Source organism: Neisseria lisongii, from assembly GCF_028463985.1.
Lineage (GTDB): Bacteria > Pseudomonadota > Gammaproteobacteria > Burkholderiales > Neisseriaceae > Neisseria > Neisseria lisongii.
In genome coordinates, this window is the sequence record NZ_CP116766.1 from 1,152,529 (window position 1) to 1,165,659 (window position 13,131).

Annotated in this window: 15 protein-coding genes and 1 riboswitch; of the genes, 6 read left to right on the forward strand and 9 right to left on the reverse strand. The window is 53.7% G+C overall.

Annotated features, from left to right (window positions below; translation table 11 throughout):
• Positions 1–21 precede the first annotated feature (21 nt).
• Positions 22–597: a hypothetical protein gene (locus tag PJU73_RS05140; RefSeq protein WP_237090625.1), complete on the forward strand. Its 576-nt coding sequence runs from the start codon at positions 22–24 to the stop codon at positions 595–597.
• A gap of 62 nt (positions 598–659) precedes the next feature.
• On the opposite strand, the gene PJU73_RS05145 is transcribed toward PJU73_RS05140, so the two are convergent.
• A complete protein-coding gene (locus tag PJU73_RS05145; RefSeq protein ID WP_237090626.1) occupies positions 660–1,019 on the reverse strand; it encodes a hypothetical protein in 360 nt (119 codons plus the stop codon).
• 221 nt (positions 1,020–1,240) lie between these two features.
• Here PJU73_RS05145 and trxB point away from each other — a divergent pair, with 221 nt between their 5' ends.
• The gene (gene trxB / locus PJU73_RS05150; protein ID WP_237090627.1) at positions 1,241–2,188 is read left to right on the forward strand and encodes a thioredoxin-disulfide reductase; all 948 of its coding nucleotides are present in this window, start codon (positions 1,241–1,243) and stop codon (positions 2,186–2,188) included.
• Positions 2,189–2,395: 207 nt separating this feature from the next.
• Here trxB and PJU73_RS05155 read toward each other — a convergent pair whose 3' ends face one another.
• Both PJU73_RS05155 and PJU73_RS05160 read right to left on the reverse strand, forming a co-directional pair.
• Entirely contained in the window at positions 2,396–3,058 is a 663-nt protein-coding gene (locus PJU73_RS05155; RefSeq protein WP_371871477.1) for a murein hydrolase activator EnvC family protein, read from the reverse strand.
• Positions 3,059–3,133: 75 nt separating this feature from the next.
• A complete protein-coding gene (locus PJU73_RS05160) occupies positions 3,134–3,469 on the reverse strand; it encodes a DUF4298 domain-containing protein (RefSeq protein ID WP_237090628.1) in 336 nt (111 codons plus the stop codon).
• Between the two features lie 111 nt (positions 3,470–3,580).
• Here PJU73_RS05160 and PJU73_RS05165 point away from each other — a divergent pair, with 111 nt between their 5' ends.
• From PJU73_RS05165 to accD, 3 genes are all read left to right on the forward strand, one after another.
• Positions 3,581–4,057, forward strand: a complete 477-nt coding sequence (locus tag PJU73_RS05165) for an FxsA family protein (protein ID WP_237090629.1) — start codon at positions 3,581–3,583, stop codon at positions 4,055–4,057.
• Positions 4,058–4,273: 216 nt separating this feature from the next.
• Positions 4,274–5,059, forward strand: a complete 786-nt coding sequence (trpA, locus tag PJU73_RS05170) for a tryptophan synthase subunit alpha (RefSeq protein WP_237090630.1) — start codon at positions 4,274–4,276, stop codon at positions 5,057–5,059.
• 38 nt (positions 5,060–5,097) lie between these two features.
• On the forward strand, positions 5,098–5,970 hold the full coding sequence (accD, locus tag PJU73_RS05175; RefSeq protein WP_237090631.1) for an acetyl-CoA carboxylase, carboxyltransferase subunit beta: 873 nt from the start codon (positions 5,098–5,100) through the stop codon (positions 5,968–5,970).
• Positions 5,971–6,061: 91 nt separating this feature from the next.
• On the opposite strand, the gene PJU73_RS05180 is transcribed toward accD, so the two are convergent.
• From PJU73_RS05180 to gloA, 6 genes are all read right to left on the reverse strand, one after another.
• Positions 6,062–6,856 (reverse strand): thiazole synthase, encoded by a 795-nt coding sequence (locus PJU73_RS05180; RefSeq protein WP_237090663.1) that lies wholly within the window; start codon positions 6,854–6,856, stop codon positions 6,062–6,064.
• A 14-nt stretch (positions 6,857–6,870) separates the two neighbouring features.
• Positions 6,871–7,065, reverse strand: coding sequence for a sulfur carrier protein ThiS (gene thiS / locus PJU73_RS05185; protein ID WP_237090632.1), 195 nt, complete (start codon positions 7,063–7,065; stop codon positions 6,871–6,873).
• A 95-nt stretch (positions 7,066–7,160) separates the two neighbouring features.
• Entirely contained in the window at positions 7,161–8,258 is a 1,098-nt protein-coding gene (locus PJU73_RS05190) for an FAD-dependent oxidoreductase (protein WP_237090633.1), read from the reverse strand.
• 47 nt (positions 8,259–8,305) lie between these two features.
• Positions 8,306–8,980 (reverse strand): thiamine phosphate synthase, encoded by a 675-nt coding sequence (thiE, locus tag PJU73_RS05195; protein ID WP_237090634.1) that lies wholly within the window; start codon positions 8,978–8,980, stop codon positions 8,306–8,308.
• 175 nt (positions 8,981–9,155) lie between these two features.
• Positions 9,156–10,013 (reverse strand): bifunctional hydroxymethylpyrimidine kinase/phosphomethylpyrimidine kinase, encoded by an 858-nt coding sequence (gene thiD, locus PJU73_RS05200; RefSeq protein ID WP_237090635.1) that lies wholly within the window; start codon positions 10,011–10,013, stop codon positions 9,156–9,158.
• 160 nt (positions 10,014–10,173) lie between these two features.
• Positions 10,174–10,272, reverse strand: a riboswitch (TPP riboswitch).
• A gap of 135 nt (positions 10,273–10,407) precedes the next feature.
• Positions 10,408–10,824, reverse strand: coding sequence for a lactoylglutathione lyase (gene gloA, locus PJU73_RS05205; RefSeq protein ID WP_237090636.1), 417 nt, complete (start codon positions 10,822–10,824; stop codon positions 10,408–10,410).
• A gap of 904 nt (positions 10,825–11,728) precedes the next feature.
• Between gloA and PJU73_RS05210 the strand changes: the two genes are divergently transcribed.
• A complete protein-coding gene (locus PJU73_RS05210; protein WP_237090637.1) occupies positions 11,729–13,024 on the forward strand; it encodes an MFS transporter in 1,296 nt (431 codons plus the stop codon).
• Positions 13,025–13,131 lie beyond the last annotated feature (107 nt).

The window sequence follows — 13,131 nt, forward strand, 5'->3', positions numbered from 1 at the left end:
ATTTTTACCCACGGAAAAAATATGAAAAAAATCATTGTCCTGACCGTATTATCCACGTTCGCCCTCGCCGCCTGCAAAGACGAAACGCTGGCGCAACTGGAACAACAACAAAAACAAATCGAGCAGCTTCAACAACAACTGGCACAGCAAACCGGCGAACAGGCCGACAACACCGTTTATCAGCTCGCCCCCGAAGCCGTTGCCGAAACCATTCCCGCCGATGCACAGAAAAACGGCAACAACGGCCAACCGGTAACCGGTAGCGACGGCCAGCAATACATTTACGACCAAGCCACCGGAAGCTGGCTTCTGCAAAGTCTGGTCGGCGCAGCCGCAGGTGCCTTTATCGGCAACGCCTTGGCCAACAAATTCATGAAATCGCCGAACCAAGACACTCAGGTTGCCCGCCAAGCCCGCAACAATTATTACCAGTCGGCACGCCCGAACGCCCGCACCAGCCAGCAGCTCAACACCCGCAGCCTGCCTGCGCAAAACCGTGCCGCCGCCCAACCGAACTACCGCCCTTCGCAGGCAACCCAACCCAACTACCGCCGCAACACCCCCATCCGCCGCAGCGGTTTCGGCCGCCGCCGTTAAACGGGTAAAACAAGCCGTCTGAAAACCTGTTTTCAGACGGCCTGAAATAAACAATGAATTGATTAAAAATTGGCAATCTGCGCACGATTATTTCGGCACGCAACATTGGCAAGCGTTTTGCCGCCTTTGGTTACGGTAACGCCCAAATCTTCACCCCAATAGGCAATATTATAATCTACGCCTTTATGGGTCAGCGTTACGCCGCACTCATATTTCCCGCACATTGGTTGAACCTGCCTCTTGCTGTTGGTAAATACCAAATCCGGTTTGCCGGGAAAACCGTAGCTGTAACGGTAATGGCTGCCGCCATCCACCACCGCCAAGGTTTTACCGCTGTTGGTTACGCAGGAAAACGCCGTATGCTCCGCCAGCGCAGGTTGTGCCAAAATCAGTACCAAGACGGCAAAAATACTTTTTTTCATCTGAATCCTCCGTTTGATTCGGTTGCAATCATCTCCAAATTATAACGGTAGAACACCAGAGCGCCAGCTACTGACAGTAGGAAAAAACCCCGAAAAGTGGCCGCAACCGCCGCAGTCGGTTTGCAGTTGAACATTATCCCAATCACGCCGTTTTTCAGTACAATATCGTGAATACGCAATAGCCGTCTGAAAATGAGCAAACACCACAAAGGAAAGCTGTTATGAGCAACCATCACAAACTGATTATTTTAGGTTCCGGCCCTGCGGGTTACACCGCCGCCGTTTACGCCGCCCGTGCCAACCTCAATCCGGTGATTATCACCGGTATCCAGCAAGGCGGTCAGCTGATGACCACCACCGAAGTGGACAACTGGCCTGCCGATGCCGACGGCGTGCAGGGGCCCGAACTGATGGCACGTTTCCAAGCCCACGCCGAGCGTTTCGGTACAGAAATGATTTTCGACCAAATCCACACCGCCCAACTGCAGCAGCGCCCGTTCAAACTCATCGGCGATATGGGCGAATATACCTGCGATGCGCTGATTATCGCCACCGGCGCTTCCGCCAAATATCTGGGGCTGCCGAGTGAAGAAACCTTTGCCGGCAAAGGCGTATCCGCCTGCGCCACCTGCGACGGCTTTTTCTACCGCCAGCAAGATGTTGCCGTGGTCGGCGGCGGCAATACCGCAGTCGAAGAAGCACTGTATCTGGCGAACATCGCCAACACCGTTACCCTGATTCACCGCCGGGACACGTTCCGTGCCGAAAAAATCATGGTCGATAAATTGATGCAGCGTGTTGATGAAGGCAAAATCATCTTGAAAACCAACGCTGTATTGTCCGAAGTATTGGGCGACGACAGCGGCGTAACCGGCGCCCGCCTGCAACACAACGACGGCTCGGTTGAAGACCTTGCCGTCAAAGGCGTGTTTATCGCCATCGGCCACAAACCGAACACCGATATTTTCAAAGGCCAGCTCGATATGGACGAAACCGGCTATCTGATTACCAAAGGCGGTAACGGCGACAATGTCGGCGCAACCAATATCGAAGGCATTTGGGCCGCCGGAGACGTAAAAGACCACACCTACCGCCAAGCCATCACCAGCGCCGCCTCTGGCTGCCAAGCGGCACTCGATGCCGAGCGTTGGCTGGATCAGCAAAGCTGAAACGCTTGCAAGCGATATTGTTGAAATAAAACGAAGCCGTCTGAAAATTGGGTTTTCAGACGGCTTGCTTTTTGGGTTTAGGTTGGGTCTCGACCCTACATTGATTTAAATCACTTTGAAACATAAAGTTTTGCCGGGTTGCGCTTGTGCCTCGCTAACCACAGCCTACGACAGATGTTGTATGAAAAATTAAGTATTTTCGCTGTATCACCGCAAATACGGCATCGGATTGACTGCTTTGCCGTTTACCCGCACTTCAAAATGCAGTTTGACCCGATCGCTGTCGCTGCTGCCCATGGTAGCGACGGTTTGTCCGGCCCGCACGGTTTGGTTTTCGGCAACCAGCAGGCTGTCGTTGTGGGCGTAGGCGGTAATCAGCGACGGGCTGTGGCTGATGAGCAGCAGTTTGCCGTAGCCCCTTACGCCCTCGCCTGCGTATAAAACTTTGCCGTCGGCGGCGGCTTTGACGTTTTGCCCGCGTACGCCGATGATGTCTATGCCTTTGTTGCTGCTGCCGTTATATGATTGAACGACATGGTCGCCGCCGTTGTCCACCGGCCATTGCATTTTCTGCCGAACTGCTGCTGTATTGGTGTTGGCGGTATGGGCGGGGGTATGGCTGCGGGCATTCTGCACTTTCAAAACCTGCCCGACTTCGATTTTGGCGGCATCGCTCAAATGATTCCATTGCACCAAGGTCTGCACGCTTTGGCCGTAGCGTTTGGCAATGCGGTAGAGCGTATCGCCTGCCTGAACCCGATAATATCCGGCGGGTACGGCTTTGCTGCCCGGTGCATGGCTGCCGGAACAGGCGGCCAATGTAGCGGCAAACAGGGTGCAGATGATTTTTTGCAGGGCGGATTTCATCATGTGGTCGGTGTCCTTATGCGTCTTGCTGTTCAATCGGGCATAAGGATACCAAAGAGCCGACGGAAAGACCACTTTTCAGACGGCCTGCTGCGGCTCTTCGCTTTGCTGCGGATTGTGTTCCGTATTGTCTAAAATCTGCTGCAATTCGGTACGCAAACTGTGCTGCTCCGTCAGAGCATTCCACACGGCATCTTCCGATAAAACGCTGTAATTTCCTTGCGAATCAATGGTAAATTCATCGGCACGTTCGTACAGTGCCAACCATTCGGGCGAGCTGTAAAATGCGTCCAACTGTTTCATAATCTCTGCACCGCGCTGCCAGTCGGCGATGCTTTTTTCCAAGTGTGGTAGCAGTTTCTGCCATTCTCCGTATAAATCCTGCATTTTTTGAATATATTGTTGCGTATCCATATTGTTTGCCTCCGGTTTGGGTGGAAATTACCGATTTTGACACTTTTTTGCCTTGTCAGTCGGCGGATTTGGCTTTATTTTATAGTACCTGTTAATAATAAGGAACGGATTATGCAAGTTTTCGGTATCGGTTTTCTGGTGCTGCTGTTTTTTGAAATCATGTCGATTGTCTGGGTTGCCGACTGGCTCGGCGGCGGTTTGACGCTCTTGCTGATGGCGGCAAGTTTTGCTGCCGGTGTGATGATGTTGCGCCACACCGGCCTGTCGGGCATTTTGCTGGCGGGTGCAACGCTGCGCAGCGGTCAGAATATTTCGCTTTACCAAATGCTGTGGCCGATCCGTTATGCGCTGGCGGCGGTGTTGCTGATGAGTCCGGGCTTTATTTCTACCGTGATTGCCCTGCTTCTGCTGCTGCCGATTAAAGGCAAACCGGTTGCCGCCATGCAGCAGACACCGTTTCAAACGCAGCGTACAACCCGCAGCGGCACTCGGGATGATGATATTATCGAGGGCGAATACACGGTAACCCGCCCAAACGGCAAACCGCAGGACTATATCGAGCATCAATCTGACGAGCATTCACGGTAAAACACACTATCGTGAACCGCTGCAAGGCCGTCTGAAAACAAAATTTTTCAGACGGCCTGACTATTTCCGCTACGTCAATGCTATACTTACAGCTAAATCATTCAATTTACCATACGGTGCTGATTTGCCCTGTATGGTAAATTCATTACACCTTTCATATTTTTGAATTTCCGACAGACGGCAAACCGCCGCCCGTTATGCAAAAACGAGAAAAAGATGAGCAGAATACAGCAGACTTTTCAAAACCTGAACGGTAAAAAAGCCCTGATTTCCTACATTACCGCCGGTGATCCCGACCTGAACACTACGGTTGCACTGATGCACAGTCTGGTCAAAAACGGCACCGATATTCTGGAGCTGGGCATTCCCTTTTCCGACCCGATGGCCGACGGCCCGACCATCCAGCGTGCGGTAGAACGTGCCTTGGCCAACGGCGTTTCCCTGCGCGATGTATTGGATACGGTTCATACTTTCCGGGAACACGACACCGAAACGCCGGTCGTTTTGATGGGCTATCTCAATCCGGTTCACAAAATGGGCTATGCCGAATTTGCCGAAGCCGCCGCAAAAGCCGGTGTGGACGGCGTTTTGACCGTCGATTCCCCGATTGAAACCATCGCCCCGCTGCAAAACGAATTAAAAGCACACCATATCGACTGCATTTTCCTGATTGCCCCGACCACCACCGAAGAACGCATCAAAACCATCGCCGGTATGGCGGGCGGTTTCATCTATTACGTTTCCCTCAAAGGCGTAACCGGTGCGGCCAGCTTGGATACCGAAGCAGTTTCCCGTAAAATAGAGCTTTTACGTCAATATACCGATTTACCGATCGGCGTCGGCTTCGGCATCAGCAATGCCGAAAGCGCCAAAGCCATCAGCCAAGTGGCAGATGCCGTTATCGTCGGCAGCCGCTTGGTGCAGGAAATCGAAAACCACGCCGGCAACGAAGCCGAAGCCGTCGGTGCATTGGCAAAAACATTAAAAGACGCCATCAGCTGAACAAGGCCGTCTGAAAATCCCAGATTAAGGAGTTCTTCATGAGCTGGTTAGACAAAATCCTCCCACCGAAAATCAAAAACCGAGACAGCAGCGGCAGTGCGTCCAACGTACCCGCCGGCCTGTGGCACAAATGCCCCTCCTGCGCCGCCACCATCTACTCAACCGAGCTGGCGCAAAACGATATGGTCTGCCCCAAATGCAGCTACCACAACCCGCTGACCGCCCAAGACCGCCTCAACCTGCTGCTGGACGAAGGCTCCGGCGAACGCATCGGCAACCACATCAAACCGACCGACATCCTGAAATTCAAAGACAGCAAAAAATACCCCGACCGCCTGAGCGCCGCCCGTAAAACCACCGGCGAAGATGACGCACTGGTGGTAATGAAAGGCACGATAAACGGCCTGCCCGTTGTTGTCGCCGCCTTTGAATTCCGCTTTATCGGCGGCTCGATGGGTTCGGTTGTCGGCGAACGCTTCGTACAGGGCGTACGCCGAGCCGCCGCCGACAACTGCCCGTTTATCTGCGTGGCCGCTTCCGGCGGGGCCCGTATGCAGGAAGGCCTGAATTCGCTGATGCAGATGACCAAAACCAGCGCCTCGCTGCATTTGCTGTCTGAGAAAAAACTGCCGTTTATCTCCGTGCTGACCGACCCGACCATGGGCGGCGTTTCTGCCAGCTTCGCCTTTTTGGGCGACGTTGTCCTTGCCGAACCCAACGCCCTGATCGGCTTTGCCGGCCCTCGTGTAATCGAACAAACCGTACGCGAAACCCTGCCCGAAGGCTTCCAGCGTGCCGAATTCCTGCTGGAAAAAGGCGCAATCGACCAAATCGTGGACCGCCGTGAAATGAAACAGCGGATTACCGACTTAATCACCCTCTTGTGCCGCAAAAGCAAAATCAGTGCCTGAAACGGCTGAAAGACAATCTGTAAAATAAAGCCAAGCCGTCTGAAAACCGATTTTCAGACGGCTTGGCTTTATTCAATCCCAACCTTAATAATCAATAATCCTCGCTGTGCCAAAACGGCTGGCCGACTGTCGGCGTGCTGGCACGGGTTTGGCTACTGGGTACCATCGGTTCGGCGGCGAAGGCGGTGCGACCGGCGGCGGTGGCTTGGGCAAATGCCTGTGCCATCAAAACCGGATTGCCGCTGCGGGAAACGGCGCTGTTGAGTAATACGCCGTCGTAGCCCCATTCCATCACGGCGGCGGCGTGCGACGGCAATCCCAAACCGGCATCAATCAACAGCGGCACATCGGGCAGGCGTTCCCGCAATACTTTCAGGGCATACTCATGCACCACGCCCAAACCTGTGCCGATGGGTGCCGCCCACGGCATTAGGGCTTGGCAACCTGCGTCCAGCAGGCGGCGGCAGGCAATCAGGTCTTCGGTGCAATACGGCAATACTTTGAAGCCGTCCCGAATCAGGATTTCGGCGGCTTCGCACAGTTGGAACACATCGGGCTGCAAAGTAGCATCGTCGCCGATTAATTCGAGCTTGATCCAGTCGGTTTCAAACACTTCCCGTGCCATTTGGGCGGTGGTTACGGCTTCCTGCACGCTCAAACAACCGGCGGTATTGGGCAACAGCGGTATCTGCCATTGGCGCAGCAGCGCCCACAAACCTTCGCCGTGGGCGGCATCCATTGCGCCCTGCCGCCGCAGGGCAACGGTAATCATCGCCGGTTTCGCCGCCTGCACGCTTTGGTGCAGAATGTCCAAAGTCGGGTAGCCTGCCGTTCCCAGCAGCAGTCTGCCGTCAAACTGTTCGCCATATAAATGTAGTCCGTCCATCATTTTTCCTCCTTTCAACCGCCGACCACCGGCCGCACGATTTCCACTTGATCGCCCTCTTGCAACAGGGTTTCGGCGTAGCGGCTTTTCGGCACAAAGCGGGTATTGACTGCCACGGCAAACGGCGGCTGCATCGCCTGCTGCGTTAATAAGGTCTGCAAACTGCCGCCGTCAAACAGGGCGGGTTTTCCGTTTACGATAATGTTCATGGTGTTCCTTTTCAGTATCTTCTGCCAAACCGTGTTTTCGCTGCGCAGAAACTCACTTCGCTCGTTTTAGCGAAACCTGCGGTTTTCAGACGGCCTCAAATCTGCGTAACCATGCTCTGCCGTTCTTTGTTCATGCCGTCTGAAAATGCCTTGCCTGCCGCAAGATTATTCATGCCCTGCAACAGGGTTTCGCACACAGCGGGGGCAATCATAAAGCCGTGGCGGAACAGGCCGTTGATTTCGATGGTCTGCGTATCGGGAAGACAGCGGATTTCGGGGTTTTCGTGTTGCAGAGTCGGGCGCAGGCCGACGGCGGTTTCCAGCACTCTCGCCTCGCCGAATGCGGGACACACGGCATACAGGGCGGAAAACAGCTCCAAGCTGCTGCGTACCGATACTGCGCCGCCGTCTTCGCTTTCAAGCTGGGTTGCGCCGATTACAAACACATGGTTTTCTTTCGGGCAAATGTAGAGCGGATAACGGGGGTGCAGCAGGCGTACGGGGCGGTTGAGCGACACTTCCGGCGCAAACACCCTTGCCACTTCGCCGCGAATCCCCCGCAGGCGGCTTTGCGAACGGGTATTCCACGTTTCTTTGGCGGCAAAACCCCGACAATCCAACACCCATTGCGCCTGCTCACGAGCGGTTTCGGGGTCGGCGGCTTCACCGAAACGGCATTCGGCACCTGCCTGTTGCGCCGCCGCCAGCAGCGCCGCCAGCGTTTGGCGGTTGTCCAACTGCCCTTCCTGCGGCAAATACAGGCCTTTGCGGAAACGTCCTGCCAGTTGAGGTTCTTGTGCGGCAATCTCGTGCTGCGTCCATTCCTGCCACACCGTTTCGCCGTCGTGCGCCCGCAGCAGATGCCGTCTGAAACGCTCCGCCAGCGGCTCGTCCTGCGTGTGCCACACCATCAGGCTGCCGTTTTGCTGATGAAAAACGGGTTGCCCGATTTGTGCCAGATACTGCTGCCATAAAGTCAGGCTTTGATAACCGAGCGACACTGCCAGCGGCGTGGCATCGATGGCTTCCGCCAAAGGTGCCAGCATGGCGGCGGCAACGTAGGCGGCACTGTTTTCGCCCAGCGGCGACGATGCTTCGTACAACACGGTTTTCCAACCCGACTGCGCCAAACGCCACGCCGCCATACGCCCGAACAGGCCGCCGCCGATAATCGCAATATCGTATTTTTTCATCAGAATTCCTTTCGGAGAAAATTTACCGCCGCAGCGGAAACATTCCGCTATTTTGCCAACAACGCCCGCACGGCCGCCGCCACATCTTCCGCCTGCGTGATGGCGGAAATCACGGCGATGCCGTCTGCACCGGCGGCACGGATTTCGGCGGCGTGTGCCGCTTTAATGCCGCCGATGGCGACCAGCGGCTGAGTAATTCCGGCGGCACGGATGCGCCGCACCAAATCAATACCCACCGGCGCTGCGGCATCGGGCTTGGATTGGGTGGGAAACAGCGGCCCGCAGGCGAAATAGTCGGCACGGTTGATTTGGCGGCTGTTGAGAATATTGTCGAAACTGTTGTTGGAAATGCCGATAAACAGCCGGCCTCGGCATAAATCCGCCGCCTGCGCCAGCGGCATGTCTTTCTGCCCGATATGCACGCCGTCTGCGCCCCATTCGATGGCGGCCTCGACATCGTTGTTCAACACAAACGGTACGCCGTATTGACGGCACAATGTCCGGCATTCCGCCGCCAGTTGCTGAATCAAGGCCTTATCCTGCAGCGAACCGGCACCTTTTTCCCGCAACTGGTAACAAGTGATGCCGCTGCGCAAAGCCTGTTCCAATACCGACAGCAGATTCTGCTGCGGCGTGCCGCCCAGATGGCGGCAATCCTGCGTACCGGCGACCAGATAAAGATTAAGCATGTCCCGCATGGTTTGCGGCTGATTCGGTTTCATGGTGATGTTCCTTGTGAGGCCGTCTGAAAATCAAAAGCGGTTTTATCGTGGCAAATTTAAACCTGTACGGCGTTGCCTCGCCTTGCCGTATTACACATACTGTCTGCGGCTTCGTCGCCTTGTCCTGATTTAAATTTGCCACGATAACTGTATAAAAATCTGCTTTGCCCGTTTTTCAGACGGCCTGTTTGTCCTGCGGCACTTGCGCCGGATAGCCGCCGTTGCTGCTGTGATACGCCCAATGATTGACCGGACCGTGTCCCGAGCCGATGTTCAGCGGGTGGCTGATGGCGGCGGTGATAAAGCGTTTTGCCGTCTGCACTGCCGTTGCGGTATCCGCCCCTTTTGCCGCTTCTGCCGCCACGCAGGCGGAGAAGGTGCAGCCGGTGCCGTGGGTGTGTTGCGTCGGGTAGCGTTCCGCCGCCAGTTCGATGATGTCGTTCTGCAAAAACAGCCAGTCGGTGCATTGGCGGCTTTGGCTGTTGTCGAGATGGCCGCCTTTAATCACCACATTTTTTGCACCCGCTTCCTGCAATAAGCGTCCGGCACGCTCAACATCGCTGCGGGTGCGGATGGCCATGCCGGTGAGTGCTTCGGCTTCGGGAAGGTTCGGGGTCAGAATATCCGCCAGCGGCAACAAATGCCGTTTCATGGCGGATACTGCCGAATCCTGCAACAGCGGTGCGCCGCCTTTGGCAATCATCACCGGATCGAGCACCATGATGCCGAACGGTTTGTCCGCCAGCGCCGAGGCCACGCATTCGATGATTTCCGCTGTTCCCAGCATACCGATTTTAAAGGCTCGGATTTGGAAATCTTCCCGCACGGCTTGGATTTGCGCCTGCACGATGTCGGTTGTCAGCATCTGCACTGCCGACACGCCGGTGGTATTTTGGGCGGTTACGGCGGTCAGCACGCTGGTGCCGAACACGCCGCACATTTGAAAGGTTTTCAAATCCGCCTGAATGCCTGCCCCGCCGCCCGAATCCGATCCGGCAATGGTCAGCGCCTGTGCAAAAGAAAAAGCGTTCATCGATATTGTTCCTTGTGGCAACGGCGCAGGCATGTGGATAAGACCATGCGGCCGGGCTTTGCAGAAATTCTGCTTTGCCCGTTTTCAGACGGCATCAGACAGCAAAAACGGCACACATTCCGCCTGAAAAGGGGAATGTGTGCCGAGAAAAACGGGTTGCCTGTGCTGTTCATGAGTTTCCTACGCCAGTATTAACTGTATCAGGTTCACGGGTATCATCTCAGCAGACTTGTTGTCGTCTGCACCCCGACTGCTAAGGCAACATATTAACGCAAATCTGCCACCGATGACAAACACTGCGGCAAAATAAACGAGGCCGTCTGAAAATGATGCAGAAATTCCGCTCCGCTTAAATTTTCAGACGGCCTAACCGATTGCATTTCAAGCACAAGGTTTAGTTTTCGGCATATTGAACCGAATCGCTGCCGCTTTTTTTCTGGATAAACTCGATTTTGTAGCCGTCTGGGTCTTCCACAAAAGCAATCACGGTGGTACCGTGTTTCATCGGACCGGCTTCGCGTACGACTTTGCCGCCTTTTTCTTTGACTTTTTCACACGCCTGATAAGCATCGTCCACTTCAATCGCAATATGGCCGTAGGCATTGCCCAAATCGTAGCTTTCAGTATCCCAGTTGTGGGTCAGTTCCAACACGGTATGGTCGGCCTCGTCGCCGTAGCCGACAAACGCCAGCGTAAAGCGGCCTTCGGGATAGTCTTTGCGGCGTAAGAGCTGCATACCCAAAACATTTTGGTAAAAGTCTAAAGATTTTTGCAGATTGCCGACACGCAGCATAGTATGAAGCATTCTCATGGTGTGTATTCCTTAATGATAATTTCTTTAATAGTGTTGATTTTATTCAGAATAAAACAATCCGCAGCCGCAAGCTGCGTTTGGACATATTTTACCACGCCCGCATAAGCCTTTCCATTTTCAGACGGTATGCCGTCTGAAAATGAGATAGTGAATTCACTTTAAAAGCATTACTGCATTGGCCCGCCTTGTCCTATTTTTAAATTAAATTCACCAGTAAGCAGGTTTCTGAATAAAGAAAACCGCCCTTTCCCACAAATTTCACGCAAAAAAAATGCACACATTCGCAAGAATGTGTGCCAAGTCTACAAAGGAGAAATAGAGGAGAAACTATTAACTGACTACTCGAACCAGCTAACGAAGCGAATTATGCCGCAATCCCTGCGGCAATGCAAGATTTTTTCTTGTAAAATTTCTTAAACATATCGATTACATTTTTTAATGTAGTAAAATTTCAATATAATATTCACTGTTTATTATTTTTTCCTGTTCACACTAAAGCCGTTTTGCCGTGATTTCCCACCCTATTCCGGTAAAAATTCTGTCTATTATTCACTTAATAACAAACACTATCGGCGATTTCCCTGTTATCCGCTTACAGCGTATTTTGCAGTTTTACGTTTAACTTTTTCTAAAAATACGCCGTTTTCCAGCCGTTTTCGTCTGAAATAAAAAAAGAGTGATTATACTAAAGCAATATGATTTGTAATTTGACTAAATACAAAAAACTGCACCGAGGCCGTCTGAAAATCGGGTTTTCAGACGGCTTAAATGAATCTGTTTCATCATCAAACCGAATTTTTCGCATTTGCCTGAATGCGGCAATATGATTATAGTGTAGCCCTTTTGCCGTACGGTTCAAGCTGTGCGGCATAACAAGGCAAACAAAATAAGAAAGGGATTTATGGATTTACGACAAAAAATCGCCGATCACCCGATGAGCGGCTATCAATGGCTGGTGGTGGGGCTGACATTTTTACTGAATATGTTGGACGGTTTCGATGTGTTGGCGGTGGCGTTTACCGCCAAAAGCATTCAGGCGGAATTGGATCTCGGCGGCGCACAAATCGGTACGCTGATGAGCACCGGGCTGTTCGGCATGGCGGCGGGGTCGGTATTACTGGCACCGCACGCCGACCGTTTCGGCCGTCGGCCGCTGCTGATTTTCTCAACCCTGCTCTCTGCTGTCGGCATGTTGATGACGTATTTTTCCCACAGCTTGGAAAGCATTGCCTGCTGGCGGGTGATTACCGGCTTGGGTGTCGGCGGGATTTTGCCCTGCACCAATGTATTGGTCAGCGAATATGCCAACCGCAAATGGCGGGGGCTGGCGATTGCAATATATGCTTCGGGATTCGGCATCGGCGCTATGTTGGGCGGTATGTCGGCGGTATTGCTGCAGGGGAATTACGGCTGGCGTTCGGTGTTTTTGGTCGGCGCAGCGCTGACCTTTTCCGCTGTGGCGGCACTGATTGCCCTGTTGCCCGAATCGGTGGATTTTTTATTGGGCAAACGCCCGCCGCACGCCCGCGAACGGTTAAACAAAATTGCCGCCAAAATCGGTTTGCACGGCGAATGGGCATTCCCGGAAACCGACCGCAGCGTCAAACAGAAAGTATCGCTGCTGCGCCTGTTTGAACCGGCCTACCGCAAAACCACATTGCTCTGCTGGCTGGCTTTTGTCTGCGTGATGTCTGCCTATTATTTTGTCAGCTCGTGGACACCGGCGCTGCTGGAACAGGCCGGTATGGCCAAAACCCAGAGCCAGTCTTTGGGCATGGCGGTTTCCATCGGCGGCGCACTGGGTTCGCTGCTGTTCGGCCTGTTGGCAAGCCGCCGCTCAGCACGCAGCGTATTGGCGGCCTTTGCTGTCTGCTCTGCCGCAGCCGTGTTCTGCTTTTTATCCGCCCAAACGCTGGCGCTGGCATTTGTGTTTGCCGTGATTATCGGTGCATTGATGAACGGCTGTATCGCCGGACTCTACACCATCAATCCGACCCTGTATGCCGCCGATTTCCGCAGCACCGGCGTGGGCATCGCCATCGGTGTCGGCCGCTTGGGTTCGATTGTATCGCCGATTGCCGCCGGTTTGCTGCTGGATCAAGGCTGGGCGAAAAACGATCTTTACGCCGGTGCCGCCGTAATTATTCTGATTGCCGCCGTAGCCGTCATTGGTTTGAAAGCCAAAACAGAAGCGTAACGGAAAACGTTGAGGCCGTCTGAAAATATGGTTTTCAGACGGCCTTGGCATTTTTGTTTTGATTGACTTCCAAGCTGTCTTACCCTACACTCCATGTATCACTAAAT